The sequence below is a fragment of the Streptomyces sp. KR80 genome (assembly GCF_052245555.1).
Lineage (GTDB): Bacteria > Actinomycetota > Actinomycetes > Streptomycetales > Streptomycetaceae > Streptomyces.
The window spans coordinates 688,995-711,183 of the sequence record NZ_JBQQCD010000001.1 but is presented as its reverse complement, the minus strand read 5'-3'; the positions used below and the strand labels follow the sequence as shown (position 1 = coordinate 711,183).

12 protein-coding genes and 3 pseudogenes are annotated in these 22,189 nt (G+C 66.0%); 13 read left to right on the top strand and 2 right to left on the bottom strand.

All coding sequences use genetic code 11. The features are described 5' to 3' along the window. The 4 genes from ACTWQI_RS03140 to ACTWQI_RS03125 all read left to right on the top strand — a co-directional run. Nucleotides 1–497: 3-deoxy-7-phosphoheptulonate synthase (locus ACTWQI_RS03140; protein ID WP_443267121.1), on the top strand; the 497-nt coding region annotated here is incomplete at its 5' end. Next, nucleotides 494–880 carry a chorismate mutase gene (gene aroH / locus ACTWQI_RS03135; protein ID WP_443267119.1) on the top strand — a complete coding sequence of 129 codons (387 nt, stop codon included), beginning with the start codon at nucleotides 494–496 and terminating at the stop codon, nucleotides 878–880. The genes ACTWQI_RS03140 and aroH, both read left to right, overlap by 4 nt. After that, on the top strand, nucleotides 880–2,112 hold the full coding sequence (locus ACTWQI_RS03130; protein WP_443267117.1) for a prephenate dehydrogenase: 1,233 nt from the start codon (nucleotides 880–882) through the stop codon (nucleotides 2,110–2,112). The genes aroH and ACTWQI_RS03130 overlap by 1 nt, the downstream gene beginning before the upstream one ends. 366 nt (nucleotides 2,113–2,478) lie before the next feature. Further along, on the top strand, nucleotides 2,479–2,907 hold the full coding sequence (locus ACTWQI_RS03125) for an acyl-CoA thioesterase (RefSeq protein WP_443267116.1): 429 nt from the start codon (nucleotides 2,479–2,481) through the stop codon (nucleotides 2,905–2,907). Here the strand turns inward: ACTWQI_RS03125 and ACTWQI_RS03120 are convergent. Next, a pseudogene (locus tag ACTWQI_RS03120) lies at nucleotides 2,825–3,181 on the bottom strand (hypothetical protein); the annotation flags it as partial. The gene ACTWQI_RS03125 and the pseudogene ACTWQI_RS03120 sit on opposite strands and share 83 nt — an antisense overlap. A 334-nt stretch (nucleotides 3,182–3,515) precedes the next feature. On the opposite strand from ACTWQI_RS03120, the gene ACTWQI_RS03115 reads away from it, so the two are divergent. From ACTWQI_RS03115 to ACTWQI_RS03085, 7 genes and pseudogenes are all read left to right on the top strand, one after another. After that, nucleotides 3,516–4,481, top strand: coding sequence for a cucumopine synthase-related protein (locus tag ACTWQI_RS03115; RefSeq protein WP_443267114.1), 966 nt, complete (start codon nucleotides 3,516–3,518; stop codon nucleotides 4,479–4,481). Further along, nucleotides 4,478–5,524, top strand: coding sequence for an NAD(P)/FAD-dependent oxidoreductase (locus ACTWQI_RS03110; protein WP_443267113.1), 1,047 nt, complete (start codon nucleotides 4,478–4,480; stop codon nucleotides 5,522–5,524). Before ACTWQI_RS03115 ends, ACTWQI_RS03110 begins: the two co-directional genes overlap by 4 nt. 109 nt (nucleotides 5,525–5,633) lie before the next feature. Next, nucleotides 5,634–7,430, top strand: a complete 1,797-nt coding sequence (locus ACTWQI_RS03105) for a carbamoyltransferase family protein (protein ID WP_443267112.1) — start codon at nucleotides 5,634–5,636, stop codon at nucleotides 7,428–7,430. Further along, on the top strand, nucleotides 7,430–9,748 hold the full coding sequence (gene pucD, locus ACTWQI_RS03100; RefSeq protein ID WP_443267110.1) for a xanthine dehydrogenase subunit D: 2,319 nt from the start codon (nucleotides 7,430–7,432) through the stop codon (nucleotides 9,746–9,748). The genes ACTWQI_RS03105 and pucD overlap by 1 nt, the downstream gene beginning before the upstream one ends. Before the next feature lie 140 nt (nucleotides 9,749–9,888). Then, nucleotides 9,889–10,392, top strand: a complete 504-nt coding sequence (locus ACTWQI_RS03095) for a nucleoside deaminase (protein ID WP_443267108.1) — start codon at nucleotides 9,889–9,891, stop codon at nucleotides 10,390–10,392. Between the two features lie 12 nt (nucleotides 10,393–10,404). Beyond that, nucleotides 10,405–10,875 (top strand): SRPBCC family protein, encoded by a 471-nt coding sequence (locus tag ACTWQI_RS03090; protein ID WP_443267107.1) that lies wholly within the window; start codon nucleotides 10,405–10,407, stop codon nucleotides 10,873–10,875. Between the two features lies 1 nt (nucleotide 10,876). Further along, nucleotides 10,877–11,617, top strand: a pseudogene (locus ACTWQI_RS03085) (histidine phosphatase family protein); the annotation flags it as partial. Nucleotides 11,618–11,694: 77 nt separating this feature from the next. On the opposite strand, the gene ACTWQI_RS03080 reads toward ACTWQI_RS03085, so the two are convergent. Then, nucleotides 11,695–11,820 (bottom strand): hypothetical protein, encoded by a 126-nt coding sequence (locus ACTWQI_RS03080; RefSeq protein ID WP_443267105.1) that lies wholly within the window; start codon nucleotides 11,818–11,820, stop codon nucleotides 11,695–11,697. Between the two features lie 1,429 nt (nucleotides 11,821–13,249). Between ACTWQI_RS03080 and ACTWQI_RS03075 the strand changes: the two genes are divergently transcribed. Together ACTWQI_RS03075 and ACTWQI_RS03070 are read left to right on the top strand one after the other, a co-directional pair. Next, entirely contained in the window at nucleotides 13,250–15,973 is a 2,724-nt protein-coding gene (locus ACTWQI_RS03075; RefSeq protein ID WP_443267190.1) for a LamG domain-containing protein, read from the top strand. A 60-nt stretch (nucleotides 15,974–16,033) separates the two neighbouring features. Then, nucleotides 16,034–21,815: pseudogene (locus ACTWQI_RS03070) on the top strand (RHS repeat-associated core domain-containing protein); the annotation flags it as partial. Between the last annotated feature and the right edge of the window lie 374 nt (nucleotides 21,816–22,189).

The following is a 22,189-nucleotide window of genomic DNA, read 5'->3' as shown; positions in this document are numbered from 1 at the left end:
CGGAGGACGCGCTGACGTTGATTGAGCGGCTCGATCCGGACCGGGAGCCGGGTCGGCTGACCTTCATCACGCGGATGGGCGCGGACAAGATCCGCGACCGGTTGCCGGAGCTGGTGGAGAAGGTCACTGCCTCTGGTGCGCGGGTGGCGTGGGTGTGCGACCCGATGCACGGGAACACCTTCGAGGCCGCCTCGGGCCACAAGACCCGGCGCTTCGATGATGTGCTTGACGAGGTCAAGGGTTTCTTCGAGGTGCACAAGGGCCTGGGCACCCACCCGGGCGGCATCCATGTGGAGCTGACTGGCGACGATGTGACCGAGTGCGTGGGCGGCGGTGACGAGATCTTCGTCGACGACCTGCACCAGCGCTACGAGACGGCCTGCGACCCCCGGCTCAACCGCAGCCAGTCCCTGGATCTGGCCTTCCTCATCGCCGAGATGATCTGTCTGGACTCGGCAGCAAGGGACCGGACCACCTCATGGGGAGCCCAGGAATGACGGTGCGGGCGATACGGGGCGCGATCCAGGTCGAGCGTGACGAGGAGCTACATCTTCTGGAGAGCGTCAAGACCTTGCTCAAGAAGATCATGTACGCCAATGACCTGTCGCCTGACGACCTCATCAGTGTGGTGTTCACCTCCACCCCCGACCTGGTGAGTGCGTTCCCCGCAGCAGCGGCGCGCGAAATGGGCCTCGACCACGTCCCTTTGATGTGTGCCCAGGAACTGAACATCGTGGGGGCTCTGCCGCGCATGGTGCGCATCCTGGCGCACGTGCAGACACATCGTAAAAGCTCTGATATCCGACACATCTACCTGGGTGGTGCCGCAGCGCTGCGCAACGACTTGGCACAGAAAGAAAAAGGGGGCGTGACCCTGTGATGCGCACCATGGCAGTGGTCGGTACAGGATTGATCGGAACATCAGTGGGGCTCGCCGTAAGCCGCCACGACGTCATCGTGCATCTCCTGGACCAGGACCAAACTGCGGCCCGCACGGCTGCGGCGCTGGGCGCCGGCGTCGTCGGCGCCCCAGCAGAGCCGGTGGACCTGGCCGTGATAGCTGTACCACCGAGCAAGGTCGGTACGGTCCTGGCAGAGCAGCAGCTGAGTGGTCTCGCCCATGCCTACACGGACGTAGCGAGCGTAAAGTCCGAACCGGCTCGCGATGTGCTGCGCACCATCTCCGATCCGGTCAGCTTCGTCGGCGGCCATCCGCTGGCGGGCCGGGAGAGATCTGGCCCGCTCGCGGCCCGTGCGGACCTCTTTGAGGACCGGTCATGGGTGCTCACCCCCACACAGGCAACCTCGCAGATGGTCCTGAACCGGGCGCTGGAGATGATCTCCATGTGCGGTGCGATCCCCGTGATAATGGAGAGTCAGGCACACGATGATGCGGTGGCGTTGACATCCCACGCGCCGCACGTCGTGGCCAGCCTGATGGCGGCGCGCCTTCAGTCAGGGCCTGAGGAAGCCTTCAGGCTCGCCGGTCAGGGACTGCGCGACGTCACCCGCATCGCGGCAGGCGATCCCCACCTGTGGAGCGACATTCTCCAGGCCAACGCTGCTGCGGTCGCCAGGGTGCTGCGAGCACTGCACGAGGACCTCTCGGCCGTACTGGCCGCCCTGGACGACCTCTCGGCAGCCGAGCCGCTGCATGAGCAGCACAGCATGACGAACATAGTGGACCTGCTGGACGGCGGGATTGCGGGCCTTGCCAGGATCCACGGCCGGCGCAGTGAAAGGCCGGTCGGCCGGACGCGGCTGCGGGTCATGGTCGAGGATCGACCGGGGGAACTGGCGCGGCTGCTCACCACACTGGAAGGGCTCGGCGTCGGTCCCGATGATGTCACCTCCTCGACCTCCCGGGACCAGAGGATTCTCTTTGCGGAGTTCGGCGCAGCCGCCGTCGGCGCAGAGTCGCTGCTGCGGAAGCTGACCGAGCGCGGGTGGGCCACTGAGCGGGCCGATCCAGTTCTGATACCACGAGGCTCGCACGACGAGGCGACCGTTGCCTCCTCCTCCCACAACGTCCTGAACGCAGCTGTCGGCGACGCCGCGCCGCTGGACCGCCGAGCGGAATCCCACCGGCAAGGAGCCCTGAGCAAGCCGTGAGCAACCGCATGCACAAGACGCCGTCCACCGTCCCGGGAGCCTTCGTCCTCACCCCAGACGAGTACGCACCACCACTCGGCAGGCGTGTGTAAAACGGGGGTCCCACCCGCGCAGGTTGCGGAGTGGGCGGGCAACAACGCGCCCGTGCTGCTCGCCACGCACCCGCCGGACACGGCCGGATCTTCACCTACTCAGATGAGTAGGTGAAGATCCGGCCTCTGTGGTGCCCGTACTGCCTCTGACCAGCAAAAGGGCCCTCTCCGAGGTGGAAGGTCTGACCTGCGCTTTCTCACCGGCCGACGGAGGGGGCAGATCGCTAGACTCCCCCGGGCGCCCGGCGAGCCCTGACGAACGGAAGGCAATTTCATGGCGGTTGAGCTGTCCTCCGTGCACATGGAAGTCCGGTCGTACGAGATCGATCCCCAGCATCACGTCAACGGGTCCGTCTACCAGCAGTACGCGGATCATTCGCGTTTCGCGTGTGTGCGGGCGGCCGGTATCGACATCGATGAGCTGCTGGGAAGTGGCTTCGGGCCGGTGAACCTGGAAACTGTCATCCGGTATCACAACGAACTCCGAGGAGGGGACGAGGTGGACGTGTCCTGCGCCTGGATATGGGGCGAGGGCAAGACCTACCGCGTGGAGCACGTCCTGCGCCGCGGCGACGGGGAGATTGCTGCGGAGGTGCAGCATGTGAGCGGGCTGCTCGACCTCAAGGCGCGGCGCTTGACTTCCGATCCGGCCACCCAGTGGCGCTCTCGGGCGAAGCGGCCCGAGTTGCTTGGTTTCTCATAGCCGGTGCCTTCCTGCGAGGGCGGTACGGGGCGAGATACGGGGCTACGAGGAGTCGTTGGCCGCCCATCAGCGTCACGATGTCGTAGCGGGCCACCGGGCGCCGGCCTTGGTTTGTGACCTTGACATCCCAGCGGACCTTGCTATGTGCCACGTGCTGCCTGGGCGTGATCCGTTTGGCCGTCAGGGTGACCGTCAGTGCGTCCCCCGGTCGCACCGGGGCCAGGAAGCGGAGGTCGAAGGCCCTGGTGGTCGCTAGGAGTTGACCAACGCCGCAGGTCTGACCGGCTCTTGTAGAAGTCTACGAAGAGCCAGCCTCAGCCTGCGGACTCTTTCATGCCTTCCACTCCTAGCTGACTCCACTCGGTTGGCTGTGTACTCCTCACACAAGTTGCAAACGAAGCAAGGAAGTTGCAACGAAGCAAGGGATGAGTGCCGTGGACTTCCTCCGACCTGCCACATGGGGGAAGCGGTGGCCGCAAAGGCCCAGCATCCGGACGCGACGCCGATCGCGGGCGGTACCGGCGTGATAGTCGAGATCACCATGGACCACCGTCGGTCGACCACTCTGCTCGATCCTCCTGACGTCTTGCCGAACGAAAGAGAATGCCTTGACTGAGACGTTGTCCGGTCGGCGTGTTGAGATCGCCTGGCCTGATCTGGGTATTACCGTTGCCGCAGAACTCGACGATCGCAACCCTGCGCTGGCCGATGCGCTGTGGGAGGCGTTGCCCTACCAGAGCCTGCAAGGACACGCGCTGGTGGCGGGAAGTCATCTGTATCACGTGGCACCGATCCCCTCGCTGCTGCATCTGCCCGCGTCTCACCGGTTTGATCGACGCGAGGCGCCCGACGGGACGGTGTTCTGTTCCGCGTTGCAGCATTTAGGCATCAAGTACGGCACGTTAACCGAACCGATGCTGGCATCCCCTGTGGGCCAGGTCCGTCCAGAGGATTTGGCGGCGCTGATCGAGGCCGGGCGCGCGGTATGGGATTCGGTCTATTCGACGAAGAAGCCAGTCCTGGTGGAGGTCCGCAAGGCAGGCACGGGAGGCGGCCACCGCATCCCCCATCTGACCGCCGCCGACCCCGACGCGAATCGCCTGATCCACGACGTGTACGCCGAGACCGAGCGGATCTGGCTGTCTGAACCAGCCGAGCTCGCCGATCTGCACCGGGGGTGGATACCGTCCGGGGCCGGGAGCTTCGAGACGGTTCTGCCCACCCTTTTGTTCGTCAACGGTGAGACACGCCCGCTGGGGTATGCCACCTACGGCGGCCTGGTCCGGGGCGTGGTCGCGGACATGCCGATGGATTCTCTGCGCCAGATGGCACGCCTGCTGGTCGGCATCCCGGCCGAGTTCCTGGGCTACTGCGGTCTGGAGAAGCTGTGGGACTTCACCCAGCGCTTCCAGTCCTGCCTCGACCACCTCGACCGCGACGACTTCCTGGCCGTGGTGAGCCAGATGGCCCTCTACGTCAACTGCTTGGGCGGCTGGAACCTGCACCTGTTCCCGTGGGACACCGGAGACCACCTGCGCCAACAGCGCCCCGCTGAAGTGAGTCAGCCGTCATGAGCGCTCTGCCCAAGCGCACGGACGCTCTCGTCATCGGCGGAGGAGTCGTTGGCACCTCGATAGCGTGCCATCTCGTCGAGGCCGGCGTGCGCACCGTCCTGCTGGAGCGCGGCACGCTCGGATCGGGAGCGTCCGGGGCCACCGCGGGCGTTTTGCGTCCCTACTTTCCCGGCGACCCCCACACCGGCAGCCTTGCCGTCCGCAGCATGGCGGCGTATCACGCCTTCACCGAGCGGACCGGAACCCCCCTCGGCCTGAAGCGTGTTGGCTTCCTGGTGGTGTTCACCGAAGACCACCAAGTGGAGGACTTCCGACGCACCCAAGCCGCTCAGCAGGCCGCAGGAGTGGACGTCGAACTCGTGACCGCATCCGAAGCGGTGCGGCTCAACCCGCTGCTCAGCGAGCGCGCCATCCTAGCGGCAGCCTGGACGCCCGAGACCTACGCCTGCGACCCCGCCGCAATCGTGCGCGGCTACGCCGCAGCCGCTCAGCATGCCGGCGCCATCCTGCGCACGGAAACACCCGTCACCGGCATCGACCCCGACGGCCAAGTCCACACCCCTACGGGCAGCGTCCTCGCCGAAACCATCGTGTGCGCGGCCGGCCCCTGGTCGAGAACGGTCGCCTCCATGGCCGACGTCGACCTCCCCGTGACCACGTACCCCATCGAACTCCTGCTCACCGAGCCGCCCGCCGCCCCGCTCACCACCCTGCCGATGACCCTGCACGCCTCCTCCGGCCTGCGGATCCGAGCCTGGAAAGACCGCCTCCTCATCGGGATGGGCCGCCCCAACCCGGACGAATCCCGGCAGGCGTGGCTCCAGCGGCTGTCACACCAACTCAGCACCACCTACCCGGCCCTCGACGGCATCCGCCTTCATCGCGGATGGAGCGGAGCCTTCGACGGCAGCCCGAACGGGACCGCCTTCATCGGCCGGCATCCCTCCCGCCCCTTCCTCTACGCGGCAGGATTCTCCGGCCAGGGACTATGCCAAGCACCCGCAGCCGGAGAGATCATCCGCGACCTCGTGGCCAACAACTAACCCTGGACCGACGCGGCCTGCCTCTCCGCCGGCCGCTGCCCAGCGCGTCGGGCGGAGCCGCCGATTCCTTCGTGATGACGAAGGCTGCGCAACAGAGAAGGAAATTGTCTTGATTGTCTTGGGGTGCAACGGTTTCACTCGCGTCTCGGAAATCTTCGCCGAGCGCTTTGGCGCGGTCGGCACCGAAAGGCACTACCTCCTCGGCCACGACGCGGGTGCATCGCTGCTGGTGGACGGCGAGCTGGTTGCTGCCGTGGAGGAAGAGCGGCTGAACCGGGAGAAGAAGACCTCCGACTTCCCGATCAACGCGGTGAAATGGTGCCTTGAATCCGCAGGATTGCAATCCTCTGACATCGACCTTATTGCCATCCCGTGGAACTTCTCCGCTGAGGTCTTGGACGGGATGCTGTTCGACATCACCTCCGCGCCGATGGCGCCCTCGGCGAAGCTCGATCTCATAAGTAACATCGGCGAGCTGTTCACCGGAGCCGTTAGCCACGATGCGGTTCTCGCCGACTTCGCCGCACGCACCGGCTTCACCCCCGATCCGGACAAGGTGGTGTTCGTGCCACACCACCTCGCCCACGCGATGACCGGCTACTACATGGCGGGCATGAAGGACGCCGCGTTCCTTATCAGTGACGGCCGCGCTGAACGATCCTCGTCGCTGATCGGCGAAATCCGCGACGGCCTGATCCGCGTCTTCGACGAGTCGACCATCGGCGCGGACTATTCGATTGGGCTCCTGTTCGCCGCGATTACGCGATACCTGGGCTTCGTGCCCAACAACGACGAATACAAGATCATGGGCCTGTCCGGATTCGCCAAGCCCCCGACACCGAACCCGTTCCTTGAGCACATCGTCGAACTGCACGAGGACGGGCGCTACACCTTCTGCAGGCCCCTGGAGACGGACAACCCTCGCAGCTTCGATTCCCTGTTTGAGCAGCATTTCGGTCCTGCGCAGGACACCCTCGAGTACAAAGCCCGGGTGGCCGCCGCGGCACAGGAGATGCTGACCGTCGTCACGAGCCACCAGCTCCGCGCCCTGGAAGCCAAGACGGATCTAAACCACTTGCTGTTCGAAGGTGGCGTGGCGCTGAACTGCCTCAACAACACCCCGCTGCTCGAGGGGTCGCGGTTCGACGATATGGACGTGAGTTTCGGCGCCAGCGATACGGGCATCGCCATCGGCGCCGCGGTCCACGCTTGGGTCAATCACCCTGACAACGCAGTCAGGGAGGAGTCCGCGCCGCCGGTCACTCCGTACCTCGGACCGGAATACGACGACTCGACGATCGAGCAGGCCCTGCGGGAGTTCGGCAGTCGAGTGGTATGGAGCAGGCTGAGCGATGACGAGGTCGTCGCTCAGGTGGCGGAACTGCTCACCGAGAAGGTTGTCATCGGCTGGTACGAGGGCCGGATCGAGCATGGGCCTCGGGCATTGGGTCACCGCAGTATCCTCGCGAACCCGAAGTTCCCGGATATCAAAGACATCATCAATACCAGGGTCAAACACCGCGAACCATTCCGCCCGTTTGCACCGATCGTGCTTGAGTCGGACGCGCCGAAGATCTTCGAGATGGGCCGCAAAACCCGTTCGCCGTACATGACGTTCGTATTCCCGGTGCGGCCGGAGTTCCGCGACGTGATCCCCGGTGCGACCCACGTGGACGGTACCTCCAGGGTGCAGACAATCACCGATCAGGACACCCCGCGGCTGGCAGCTCTGCTGCGCCGGTTCACCGCACTGACCGACGTTCCCTGTCTGATCAATACCTCCTTCAACGTGGCGGGCGAGCCGATCGTATGCACCCCGGCCGACGCGCTGAACTGCTTCCTTGGAACGGAGATCGATTACCTCATGCTCGGCAACTATCTCGTCACAAAGGTGGAGGCTTCCTGATGGCCAACCAGACTTCTCCCGCCCGCACTTCGCAGGATCTCAATGAGGCGATCACCGGCGGGATCGGCGACAGCCCGCTGCGGCCGGACGGAACGCTCAAGGTACGCGGGGAGTACGCCTATTCCTCGGATCTGTGGGCGGAGGACATGCTCTGGGGCGCGACACTGCGCAGCCCGCACCCCTATGCGCGGATCAACTCGATCGACATTGGTCCCGCGCTCAAGCACCCCGGCGTGTACGCGGTGCTGACCCACAAGGACATCCCCGGCGAGAACATCTACGGCCTGAAGATCTCCGATACGCCGGTGCTTGCCGAGGACATCGTGCGCTACCAGGGCGAGCCGGTTGCCCTTGTTGCCGCCGATCACCCGGAGACGGCCCGGCGCGCGCTGGAAAAGATTGTGGTCGACTACGAGGTATTCGAGCCGATCACCGACCCGGAGCGGGCCGCGCACGACGACACGCTTCCCAAGCTGCACCCCGGGGGCAACGTGGTGCGCTACCAGCCGATCATCAGCGGCGACCCGGAAGCCAAGGCCGACGTCGTGGTGTCCGATGTGTACACCATGGGCATGCAGGACCAGGCGTTCCTCGGACCGGAATCCGGCTTGGCCATCCCGGCCGAGGACGGCGGGGTCGACCTGTTCATCGCCACCCAGTGGCTGCACGTGGACCAGAAGCAGACGGCGCGGGCGCTCGGGCTCCCGGTCGAGAAGGTCCGCTTCACCATGTCCGGTGTCGGCGGCGCCTTCGGTGGCCGCGAGGACCTGTCCATGCAGATCCACTGCTGCATGCTGGCGCTGCACACCGGCAAGCCCGTGAAGATGGTCTACAACAGGGAAGAGTCCTTCTACGGCCACGTGCACCGGCACCCGGCGAAGATGTATTACGAGCACGGCGCGACCAAGGACGGCAAGCTCGTTTACGTCAAGGCGAAGATGTACTTCGACGGCGGCGCGTACGCCTCCAAGACCCCGGTCGTGGTCAGCAATGCCACTTCGTTGGGCATCGGGCCGTACCAGGTACCCAACGTCAAGATCGAGGGTTGGGGCCTGTACACGAACAACCCGCCGTGCGGCGCGATGCGTGGCCTCGGCGCCGTGCAGCCCGCATACGCCTACGAGTTGCAGATGGACAAACTCGCCAAGGCGTTGGACATGGACCCGGTGCGGCTGCGTCAGCTCAACGCCCTCGAGGAGGGCTCGACCATGCACACCGGGCAGGTGCTGGATTACCCTGCGCCGGTCGCCGAGCTGCTGGAACGGCTCGAAAGGCTCCCACTGCCGCCGGAGAACCGGACCGAACCGGTGGACATCCGGGGCCTGCCGGGTGCTTTGTCCAACACCACGCACGGCGAAGGCATTGTTCGGGGCGTCGGCTACAGCGTGATCATCAAGAACGTTTCCTACGCGGAAGGTGTCGACGACTACTCCACGGCGCGGGTGCGGTTGCAGGCCATTGGTGGCGAACCGGTTGCGATGGTGCACACCGCGGCGGCCGAGGTCGGGCAGGGCCTGGTCACCGTGCAGCAGCAGATCGCCCGCAGCGAACTCGGCGTGGAGCGGGTGAACATCCACCCGACCGACACCAACGTCGGCGACGCGGGGTCGAGTTCGGCTTCCCGGCAGACCTACATCACCGGCGGTGCCGTCAAGAACGCGTGTGAAGCCGTCCGCGAGGTGGTCTTCGACCGAGTCGCCCAGCGTTTCGGCGAGAACCCCGCGGATCTGTCGCTTTCCGGTGCCAAGGTTGTTTCCGCAGCCACCGGTTTCGTCGCCGATCTCGTCGATGTACTCGGCGATGACGTAATCGAGGAAACCAGGGAATACCACCACCTTCAGACATACGCGATGGACCCGGTGACCGGACAGAGCCGGCGGGTGCACGTCCAGCACGCTTTCTCCGCGCACCGGGCGGTGGTGGACGTGGACACCGAGCTGGGTCTGGTCAAGGTCGTGCAGTTGGACTGTGCTCAGGACGTCGGCAAGGCCATCAACCCGGACGCCGTCGTCGGGCAGATCCACGGTGGTTCCGCACAGGGGCTCGGCCTTGCCGTGATGGAGGAGATCCAGGTCAAGGACGGCCAGATCCGCAACCCGTCGTTCACCGACTACCTGATCCCGACCATTCTGGATATGCCGCCGATGGCGGTGGATGTGATCGAGAGGGCTGACCCGAACGCGCCGTACGGTGTGCGTGGTGTCGGCGAACCTCCCACCATTTCCGCCACTCCCGCGATCGTGAACGCCATCCGCAACGCGACGGCGGTGAACCTGACCCACACTCCCGTCACACCGAAGCAGATCTGCGGCGTCTAGCCGTGATGATCTCCCGCGGGTGCCGCCGACAGCGCTGATCTCAAGGCGGCACCCGCGAGGCCCCACTTGTTGCCCCGGGTGCGGTATCCCGCACGGGCAGAGCACCCGGGGAGTCCCCACCGTCTCCAAAAGGAGTGACCGTGACTGCGCACACCCAAGAAACGAGCATCCAGGAGCTCGAGCGCGCCTGGATAGAAGAAGCGATCAGGTTGGCCACCAACAGCGTGACGAACGGCGGCGGTCCGTTCGGCGCACTGGTCGCCAAGGATGGCGAGGTTGTCGCGATCGGGAACAACCAGGTCACCGCGACCCTGGACCCGACGGCGCACGCCGAGGTGAGCGCGATGCGTGCCGCCTGCAAGCAACTGGACACCTTCTCGCTCGAGGGCTGCGTCCTGATCACCTCGTGTGAGCCGTGTCCGATGTGCCTTTCCTCTGCACTGTGGGCGCGAGTCGACCGGATCGTCTACTCCGCTGATCGGCACGATGCCGCGGTGGGCGGTTTCGACGACCTCAAGTTCTACGACCTGTTCGAAAAGAAGCCCAAGTCAATGTGGCCGATGTCGGTCGAGCAGCTGGACCTGCCGAACCGTAGGGCGCCGTTCGACGCGTGGCTGGCGAAATCGGACCGCATCGACTACTGACAAGGAGTTCTCGTGGAGATCAAGCGGAAGCACACGATGCACCACTCGACGATTCTCGACGCCGACCCGGACACCGTCTGGGCCGAGGTCCGCGACCCCATGAAGGTGGTGAAGATCGTGTCCGGACCTGCGGTGAAGAACGTGAGCTGGACCGAAGGCGGCGCGCTCGAACGGGTGCCGTCGCGGTATGACTTCACGCTGGTATTCAACGGAGGCCTCGTCCAGCAGGAGGTCGCCGGACGCAACGAGGTGGAGCGGTCCTCCACCTACCGAGCCGTCGCGCCGACGATGGGCATCTACGACTATGCCGCCACTATTCGCGTCCGGCCGATAACCAACGATCCGGACCGCAGCTACTTCGAGTGGTCACGAGAGTTCGCGATCACCGACGACGCCGATCCCGAAGTCCTCGACTCGGTCATAGCCATGATGGAGAACCAGACCAACTCCGTGCGGGAGCATTTCGCACCGCCGAAGAAATAGCCGGCTGGTGAACGAGGCGATGGACGCGGGGTTCGATGCCGGGGCCGGAGATGGGTCGGGCGTCGAGCCGGCGGTCGAGGAGGCTGCTCCGGCCGCCTCCGGCTGGCCGACCGATAGGGGCACGCCGACGACGCTCGTGCTGCTGCGGCATGGTGAGACGCCGCTGACGCCGGAGAAGCGGTTCTCCGGTAGCGGTGGCTCGGATCCGTCGCTGTCGGAGGCCGGGCGGCGGCAGGCCGAGGCGACCGCGGCGCTGCTGGCCGCCCACGGCAGCGTGCAGGCGATCGTCGCCTCACCGCTGCGGCGCTGCCGGGAGACGGCGGAGGCGGTTGCCGCGCGGCTGGGCCTGGACGTACACGTCGAGGAGGGCCTGCGGGAGGCGGACTTCGGAGCCTGGGAGGGGCTGACCTTCGCGGAGGTGCGCGAGCGCTACGCGGATGACCTGACGGCGTGGCTGAAGTTCCCGGCGGCGGCGCCCTCGGGCGGCGGCGAGTCGTTCGAGGCGGTGGCGCGGCGGGTGGCGGTGGCGCGGGATGTGCTGCTGGCGCGGCATGCGGGGGGGACGGTGCTGGTCGTCTCGCACGTCGGCCCGCTGAGGACGCTGGTGCGGATGGCGCTGGGTGCGCCGGCGGAGTCGCTGTTCCGGATGGAGCTGGCGGCGGCGTCGCTGTCGGCGGTGGCGTACTACGCGGATGGGAACGCGTCGGTGCGGCTGCTCAATGACACGGGGCACCTTCGGTAGGCGGGGGCCTTTCGCGGGGTTCGCGGCCGCGGCTTCCCGCGCTCCGCGTGGGGCATCCTGCGCTTCGCGCGGAGTCCTCAAGCGCCGGACGGGCCGATAGTGGGTGGGCCGGGGCTGTTCGAGATGGTGGCGAAGGGCCCGAGCAGCAGCCGATTCCTGCGGGTGATCTTCTGGAGCGTGCCCGTGCGGAAGACGCTCTGCACTGTGAGCAGTATCAGCGGCCCATCTCGGCTGAGAGGTTGCGGAAGAGGCTTCGCATTGGGGCGGCCAGGTCAAGGATGCTGGTGTCCATCCTGCGCTCAGGGAGCAGCGACCGGTCGGCTTCGCATACCGTGCACACGGACGCTGCGTAACGCTTGCCTGGCCTCCTCTATCCGTAGGTATCGGAGTGAGATGCCTTCACTCTGGTGACGAATTCCTGCCCTTGCCCCAGATTGTGACCTAGATCACATCGACGTAAGGATCCGCCACCACGTTGACTCGCTCCACTCATGAAGATTTTGTGACTCTGGGGTGGGGACTGTGGAGTTTGGGTGGGGACGCGTGCGCGCAGGTGCGCGCAGACGGCGATCGCGCCGCGTGATTGGTGGAGCCGCTGCAGCCGCGACCTTGCTGTCCTTGCTGCCGGCTCTGCCCCTTTCGGCTTCTGTGGCTCATGCGGAGGAGTCGTCCCCAGCCCTGACGGAGCAGTCGGCTTCGGAGCGCGCAGTGGCGTCCGGAGAGCCGGTCGAGGTGACGGCGGCGCGGACCGAGTATTCGCAGACGGTGGCGAATCCGGACGGCACCTTCACCCTCAAGCAGTCGACGGAACCGCAGCGCGCCAAGGCTGAGGACGGTTCATGGCGGGCTATCGATGTCACGTTGGTGAAGCGGACCGACGGCTCGGTGGGGCCGAAGTCGGCCGTGGTGGATCTGTCGTTCTCCGGTGGCGGCCAGGGTGATGATCTGTTGCGTCTGAGCAGGAACGGGCGGGCGCTGACGCTGGGTTGGCCGGGCGAGCTGCCCGAGCCGGTTCTGGACGGGGCGACGGCCACCTACCCCAATGTGCTGGATGGTGTCGACCTGCAGCTGACCGCGACCGCCGAGGGCTACCGTCAGGTGCTGGTGGTCAAGAGTTCCGAGGCGGCGGCCAGCGCCGAGCTGGAACGGATCAAGTTCACTGCCTCTGCCGAAGGACTGGAGATCCAGCCCGGGGCGGGCGGGGGCCTGCGGGCGGTCGACGCGGACGGCAACTCGGTCTTCCGCGGGCCGGCCGGGCAGATGTGGGACTCAGCCGGCGACGAGACCGGCCCCACGACGCAGCTGCTGTCCGTCGCCGACGAGGAGCTCACGCCGCAGGCCGGGCAGGGCGCCGAGGGCGAGCCGGCTCAGCCCGGTGACGGCGATGCCACCGCGGAACTGCCGGTGAAGGTCGAAGACGGCGCTATCACGATCCAGCCGGACTTGGAGCTGCTGCGTGGCGCGGAGACGGTCTACCCCGTCTACATCGACCCGCCGGTCGAACTGGGTGTGGTCGAGTGGACGAAGGTGTCCTCTGACGGCGACAAGTTCTGGAAGTTCAGTGAGCCCAAGGGCGTCGGAAAGTGCGGGACGGCGGACGGTTATTACTGCGGCTCGGGCTATGTCGACCGGATGTTCTTCGAGTTCAATCCGACGAACCTCAGCGGAAAGTACGTGCTGGACGCAACCTTCCGGGCGTATGAGACGTGGTCGTTCAACTGCACGCCGTACTGGGTGGATCTGGAGCGAACCAAGTACAACATCTCAGAGAACACCCGCTGGCCGGGCCCGGGCGGCACGGAGGGGATGAAAGACACCGACCAGATGGGCGACCGCTATGTCTCCGCGGGCCGGGGGGACTTGTGCAGCCCGGAGCAACCCAACCAGTGGATCGAGTTCAACGACAACCCGGACGAGCCGGATGAGAACTTGACGACCACGATCCGCGCGTTCGCCGACGGCAAGATGTCCAAGCTCACCTTCATGCTCAAGGCCAAGGACGAATCGGAGCCGCGTGCGTGGAAGAGGTTCGACAACAACGCGGAGCTGCAAGTCGAGTATGTGCCGCGGCCGGGCGTGCCCTCCTCAGTCGGTGTGATTCCGGGAACGGGCGACAAGGCCGTGTGCCGGACCTCATCGTCGGATCCGGTAGCCGTCACTGTCGATACGCCCACGTTGAAGGCAACGGCGCAGACCAAGGTGGATGCCAAGTCGGGTGAGGAACAGGGTTCCCTGCAGGTCGAGTTCGTCATGGAGCGCAAGTGGGGGAGTTCCTGGGCTCCGGACTGGGGCGGCTACAAGCCCGACAACGGCTGGGCTACAGATGACGACCCTCTTTCCATCACCACGTCCAAGCGGGCAGACGGAGGCTTCTACCGGTTCAAGGCCCGCACCCAGTCGCACTGGTCCTACCAAAGCAAGTCCGGCGACCTGTTCTCATCGTACTCGTCCTGGTGCTACTTGAAGATCGACTCCACGGCGCCGAAGGTTCCGAGAATCGTCTCCAACGGCCCCTACACCGAATGCGGCACGGTGTGTGACCCTCATGGGGGTGTGGGAGTACCCGGCAAGTTCACCTTTCACCCAAACGCGGCTGACAATGACGTCAAGGCCTACCGGTGGCGTCTGCTGACAACGTCGGCCGGCAAGACCAAGCAAGTCAACAGTCCGTCGGTAAATGCCCCGACGGAGGCGAACGACGTCATTCCGGTCACGACCGGTACCCAGGTGCTGGAGGTCGAGGCCAGTGACCTGAAGCTGGATGCCGAAGGGCGAGTGCGCTGGGGGGATCCAGCACAGTTCAAGTTCAAGGTCGCAACCAGCGATCCCGCCGTGGGCCGCTGGCACTTCGACGACGGCGCCCCGGGCTCCGGAATCACGACGGCGAAGGACACCGCCGATGGGCCCGGCAGTCGGCACGACGCGGTACTACGGGACGAGGCCGGCACCGGCTGGTCGTCGCGGGCACGCCGGGGCGATGGCGACTACGCCCTGTGGCTGAACGATTCCACCGACCCGGCCAAGCAGCAGGGCTACGCCTCCACCAACGGCGTGCCGATCAACACGGGCGATTCATTCACCGTTTCCGCCTGGGCACATCTGACGGATGCCAGCTCCACCAAGGTCGTACTGGCCGCGCCGGGTGAACACGCGTCGGCGTTCACGCTGTACTACTCGGCGGCCTACAAGAAGTGGGTGTTCAACCGCACGGATCAAGACAGGAAGGACCCTGTCTACATCCGATCGTTGGCCAACACAGCGAACCCACCGCTGAACGTGTGGACGCACCTCGCGGGAGTTTTTGACACCAAGAGCGACGCGGACAAGAAGAACGACACCATTCAGCTGTTCATCAACGGGCGCCCCCAGGGCGAACCTGTAAGGCTCTACGACGCTGCCAGCACCTACGAGCCGTGGACGTCGAGTGTGAATCTCCAGATCGGCCGCTCGAGGGTCAACGACGCCTATGGCGAGTACTTCAAGGGCGTCGTCGACGAGATCGCGGTATGGCAGCGCCCCCTGCAGGAGGACATCACCCGGGGGCTGGACGAAGTCCGCCAGGAGTTCCGGCTGGAGCAGGACGGCATGTCGGCCAACGCGCTGGTCGCGCACTGGGACGCCATAGCGGCCACGGGCACAGAGATCCCGGAGAAGTCGCGCTACCCGGTGAGCGGGCTGAAGCTGTCATCCGCCGGCGCCGTGCTGGACGCCGATAAGGAGGGTGCGGTTTTCAACGGCACCTCCGGCTATGCCTCGATGACCGGACCGGTCATCGACGAGACCGGATCGTTCACCGTGACCGCCAGAGTCCACGTGGACAAGTACAAGATGGAAGGCAAGCCCACGCCCTACCGTGCCCAGGTCGCGGGCCAGCGCCTGGGCGGCGAATCGTCCTGGGCGCTGTGGTTGGAGAAGGACGACTTCGACAACGATCCCAGCACCCCGCCGGGGTATCTGTGGCGCTTCGAGCGCACCGCCGTTGACGGATCGGGCAAGGTGACCCAAACCGCAACCGTGCCGTCGGCCGACGGGGCTCTGCTGGGCGAGGACGTCCAGGTGACCGGGGTGTTCGACGCGGCCGAGAAGTGGGACTACATCGACCCGGACGACTCGACCAAGAACGAGACCCGCTTCGGCAGGATCCATCTCTATGTCGGTCCCGACGACCAGCTGGCCGAGGACAAGTTCGGCTTCACCGCTGCGGTGCAGGGCAGTGACGATCTGGCGGTCGGATACGGCACCGCGGTGGGGACGACCGGCCACTACCTGCCGGGTGAGCTGCAAGAAATCAAGGTGTGGACCGGCGCAATGACGGCGAACCAGGTGCCCAGCCAAGTGGCGCAGCCGGCGACCTAGCCGCAGCCCTCTCCTGACTTCTTCTTACAGACCTTCGATGGCGTACGGCCGCCTCACAACATGCCTCCGTACGCGAGGAGACACGTGATGAACCAGTTCGGGTCTGGCATACCCCAGATACGCGGTGCGGCACGCGAGAGACGGCCCTTGGTGCGGCGGATCGCCGCAGTAGTGGGCTTCGCCATGCTGCCGGGCCTGCTGACGCCGGTGGCCTTCGCCGCCGAAGTCGATCCGTTGGGCAAACCGAAGCTGAAGCCTCCGCAGGCCACCAAGGTCTTCCCATTCGCCGCCAAAGTGAATAAGAAGGCCGCCGCGGTCGTGGCCAAGTCCGCCGAGGCGGACCGGGTTGCGGCCCAACGAGCCCGCGTGGATCAGGCCAAGACGGTCACCTGGCCCAAGGCCGGTTCCGTCACACTGGCCCTGCCCAAGAGCGGCACGGTGAAGGCCAAGCCGGGATCGCTGCCCGTGACACTCGTGGCGCCGAAGGTAGCCAAGGGCAAGAAAGCCTCGCAGCCGGCGTCTTCGGTCAAGCTCAACGTCCTTGGGCAGGAGGTCGCCAAGGCGCTGGGCGTCAAGGGCGTGGTCCTCGCCGTGACTGGCCCGAAGACCGGCGGCCCAGGCCCAACTCACTGTTGATTACTCGGCATTCTCCTCCGCCTATGGTGGCGACTGGGCGGGTCGCCTGCAGGTCGTCCAACTGCCCAACTGCGCGCTGAGCGCCCCCGGCAAGGCGAAGTGCCGGGCCCGTGAGTCGCTGGAGTTCACCAACGACCGTGATGGCGAGCGCCTGCGGACGCAACTCGCCTTCGACGCCAGGCAGACAGCTTCGGCCGCGCCCGGCGGCGAATCGGCCGGGCACCGGACGCAGCTGCTGCAGGCCGCTTCAGCAGGGGAGACGACCGTGCTCGCCCTGACGGCCGGCACCACGTCCGGCGGCGGCAGCTACAAGGCCACGCCGCTCGCGGCCTCTTCCACCTGGGAGGCGGGCGGCTCCTCGGGCACCTTCACCTGGTCCTACCCGCTGCGCACCCCGCCCGCCGCAGCCGGCCCGAAGCCTGACCTGGAGATCTCGTACGACTCGGGCAGCGTCGACGGTCGTACGGCGTCCACCAACAACCAGGGCACCATCGTTGGCGAGGGCTTCGACCTCACCTCGTCGTACGTCGAGCGCAAGTACGGCTCGTGTGACGACGACGGCCAGACGGACAAGTTCGACCTGTGCTGGAAGTACGACAACGCCTCACTGGTGCTCAACGGCAAGGCCACCGAGCTGGTCAAGGACGACACCACCGGGACCTGGCGGCTGAAGAACGACGACGCCTCCACCGTCAAGCACCACACTGGTGCTGACAACGGTGACGACAACGGCGAGTACTGGACCGTCACCACCGGCAACGGCACCACGTACACCTTCGGCCTGCACAAGCTCGACGGCGCGGGCGCCGATGACCGCACCGAATCAGTGTGGACCGTCCCCGTTTTCGGCGACGACGAGGGCGAGCCCGGCTACGCAGACGGCTCCGGCTTCTCCAGCCGTGACAGGAAGCAGGGCTGGCGGTGGAACCTCGACCTGGTCGAGGACACCCACGGCAACGCCAGCACGTACTGGTACGAGGCCGAGGAGAACAACTACGACAAGCTCGGCGACGACACCACCGGCACGCCGTACATCCGCGGCGGCTACCTGAAGGAGATCCGCTACGGCCAGCGCGCAAGCGCTCTGTTCTCTGCCACCCCGGCTGCGTCCAACAAGGTCACGTTCACCTACGCAGAGCGCTGCCTCGCAACCGGTACAGGCTGCGACTCGATGACCGAGGACACCCGGGACAACTGGCCCGATGTGCCGTTCGACGCAGTGTGCAAGGACGGCGACAAGTGCACAGGGAACGTCGGCCCGTCCTTCTTCACCCGCAAGCGGCTGACCGGCATCACCAGCCACGCCTGGAACGCGGCCGCCACTACGCCCGACTACGCAGCCGTGGACAACTGGGCGCTGAAGCACCTCTACCTCGACCCGGGCGACACCGGAGACTCCACCGACCAGACGCTGTGGTTGGACGAAATCCGGCACACCGGCAAGCGCGGCACCGACCTGGCCCTGGATCCGGTGAAATTCACGCACACCTTCCTGCCGAACCGGGTCGACGGCACCAGCGACAACATCCTGCCGCTGCACAAGCCACGTCTGCGCACCATCACCTCGGAAACCGGCGCACAGACCCTCGCCACCTACATGGACGCGGACTGCGTCGCCGGGCAGACCAAGCCCAAGGTCGACGAGAACACCAAACGCTGCTACCCGGTGTACTGGTCCCCCAACGGGGAGAAAACCCCGATCCTGGACTGGTTCCAGAAGTACCCGGTCTACGCCGTCTCCACCTCCGACCCTCAGGGTGGCTCGGAGGCCGTCCAGCACACCTACACCTACTCCGGTGGCGGCGCCTGGCACTACAACGACGACCCAATGACCCCGGCCAAGGAGCGCACCTGGTCCATCTGGCGCGGCTTCGGCAAGGTCACCCACCTTACCGGGGACTCCAACAGTGCCCAGCTCAAAACCGTCACCGCCTACCTGCGCGGCATGAACGGCGACCGCGTCCTGGACTCGGAAGGCAAGCTGGACCCGGACCAGCGCAAGACAGCCAAGGTCACCGGCATCGAAGCCGGGGAGATCACCGACTCCGACCAGTACGCCGGCTTCACCCGGGAGAGCGTCACCTACAACGGCGACGCCGAAGTGGGCGGCACCATCAATGACCCCTGGTCCAAGCGCACCGCCACCCAGCACAAGTCCTACGCCGACACCGAGGCGTACTACGTGCGCACCGAAGCCACCCACACCCGCGCCAACATCACCAGCGGCGTCACCCCGCGGGACCGGGTGCGCACCACGACGACCACCTACGACGACTACGGCATGGCCGAGACCGTCGAAGACCAGGGCGATGACGCCGTCACCGGCGACGAGACCTGCACCCGTACCTGGTACGCGCGCAACGACGACAAGGGCATCAATTCCCTTGTCTCCCGCACCCGCACCGTCGCCAAGAAATGCTCGGTCGCCGACGCGGACCTCGACCTGCCCGGTGACTCCACGCGGCCAGGGGACGTGATCTCCGACACCGCCACGGTCTACGACGACACCACCGCCACCGCCTGGACCGCGTCCCAGAAGCCCACCAAGGGCGAAGCCGTATGGACCGGCCGCGCCAAGTCCTACGGCAGCGACAACGCCCCGGCCTGGCAGAAGACCACCACCACCAGCTATGACACCCTCGGCCGCCCCCTGGTGGTCAAGGACACCAACGACCTGGCCATCGGCACCACCACATACACGCCGGCGACGACCGGCCCGCTGACCTCCACCACCGTCGAGAAGGCCGAGACCCACAAGACCACCACGGCAGTCGACTTCGCCACCGGTTCCCCGGTCAAGGTCACCGACCCCAACAGCAAGGTCACCGAGACCGAGTACGACAGCCTCGGCCGGACCACCAAGGTCTGGCTGCCCAACCGTTCCAAGGCACTCGGCAAGACCCCCAACTACGTCTACAACTACAAGGTCACCAGCGACTCCACAACCATGTCCTGGGTGTCCACCGGCACCCTCAAGGGCGACGCCTCCGGCTACAACACCACCTACGAGTTCTACGACTCCCTGCTGCGCAGCCGCCAGACCCAGACGCCCACCCCGATCGGCGGGCGGCTCATCTCCCTGTCCCTCTACGACGACCGCGGTCTCGCCGTCAGCACCCAGGGCGACATCTGGGACAACCTCTCCGAGCCGTCCGGCGCAGCAGCACAGACCGAAGGCAATTCTGCCCCGCTCGCCGTGGACACGACGTACGACGGAGCAGGGCGGAGCATCAAGCAGGTCACCAAGAACAAGAGCACGGTGCTGTGGGAGACCGACACCAGCTACACCGGTGACACCGTGACCACCAGCGCCCCGGACGGCGGCCAGGCCACCGCCACGGTCACCAACGCCCTTGGCCAGACCACCGAACGCCGTGAGTACGGCGGCCCGAAGCCGACCGGCACCGACGTCACCACCACGGCCTTCACCTACACCCCGGCCGGGCAGCAGAAGACCATTACCGGACCGGACCAGGCCACGTGGTCCTACAGCTACGACTTGTTCGGCCGGCAGGTCGAAGCGGTCGATCCCGACAAGGGCAAGAGCACCACCAGCTACAACGACCTCGACCAGGCCACCCAGGTCACGAGCGCCGCCGGCACCGCCGAGAACAAGAAGCTGCTGTACGACTACGACAAGCTCGGTCGGCGGACCGGCATGTGGCAGACCGACAAGACGGATGCCAGCAAGCTCGCCGCCTGGACCTTCGACACCCTGGCAAAGGGCCAGCAGGACACTGCTGTCCGGTACGACGGCGGCTTGACCGGCAAGGCCTACACCCGGAAGGTCACCGCCTACGACAGCCTCTACCAGGTCACTGGCAGCCAGCTGATCCTGCCCAGTACCGATCCCCTGGTCGCAGCGGGCGTCCCCAGCACGCTGTCTTTCACCAGCAACTACCGGGTGGACGGCACCATCAGTCAGGCCAGCCAGCCGGCCGTCGGCGGGCTCGCCTCCGAGACCGTCTCCTACACCTGCAACGCCACCGGCCAACCGCTCACCCTCAAGGGCACATCGGGATACCTGCAGGGAGCCGCCTACTCACCTCAAGGCGACCTGCGCCAATTGACTCTGGCCCCCGATAACGCCACGTCTACGAAGAAGGCCTATCTCAACTACGACTACGAGGTCGGCACCCGCCGCCTGACCACCAGCTCGGTCACCGACGACGTCCACGGCTACATGCTGCAGGAGCTCAAGTTCTCCCACGACGACGCCGGCAACGTCACCTCCATCTTCGACGCCACCACCCAAGGCGGCACCACCAAGCCCGACTACCAGTGCTTCACCTACGACGGCCACCGCCGCCTCGCCGAGGCCTGGACCCCGAAGACCGCTGACTGCGCCGCCTCCGGCCGCACCACGGCCAACATCGACGGCCAGGCCCCGTACTGGACTTCCCACACCTACAACGCCGCTGGCCAGCGGAAGACCGAGACCCAGCACACCGCCACCGGCGACACCACCACGACCTACACCTACGACACCACCAACAACCAGCCGCACACGCTGGCCAAGACTGATACTGGCACGAAGACCAACACCTACACCTACGACAAGACCGGCAACACCACCTCCCGCCCCGGCCCCACGGCCCAGCAGACCCTGACCTGGAACACCGAGGGCAAACTGGCCAAGACCACCGAGGCGACCGCGGAGACGAGCTACCTGTACGACGCCGACGGGGAACTCCTCATCCGCCGCGCCAAGGGAGACGGCGACACCGTCCTCTACCTCGGCGCTACCGAGGTCCGCCTGACGGTCAAGAGCACCACCAAGACACTCTCCGGCACCCGCTACTACACCGCAGCCGGTCAGACCATCGCCGTCCGCACTGCCACCAGCGGCGTCACCGGCACCAAGCTCAACTACCTCGCGACCGACCACCACGGCACAGCCAGCCTCGCCATCGAGGCGGGCACCTTCGCCCCCACCAAGCGATACACCACACCCTTCGGCGCCTCCCGTGGCCCGAAGGCCACCACCTGGCCCGACGACAAGGCCTTCCTCGGCAAACCCGCCGATACCAATACCGGCCTCACCCACATCGGAGCCCGCGAATACGACCCGTCCATTGGCCAGTTCGTCAGCCTCGACCCCCTGCTCGAGACCGACAAGGCCCAAACCCTCAACGGCTACAGCTACAGCGCCAACAACCCCGTCACCTTCACCGATCCGACCGGCATGGCCCTCGACTGCGGCGGCGCAGGGAAGGAAGCTTGTCCCGATGACGGCGACCCGATGCCCGAATCCCCGTGGAACGACGGAAACGGACTCACCCTCGGCATCGGCCCAGACGGAAACGACTCGCCACCAACCGCAGCCACTGATAGCACCGGTCACACCGGCGGCACCTGCTACTACGCCATGGGCACCAAGGGGTGTGGTGCCCCGAACCTCGGTCCCACGGACAAGACTTCAAACTCCGGGAATTCCAGCTGGCTTTATGGTCCGCAGCCTGAGATGAGTTTCCGTGAATTTTTGCGGAGAGTTCTGGAAGGTCCCCTCTGCAATCCTGGTTATCCATGCGAGGACATGCTTATCGGTGTGGTCCCTATCGGCCCGCCGGGCCTGCCGGG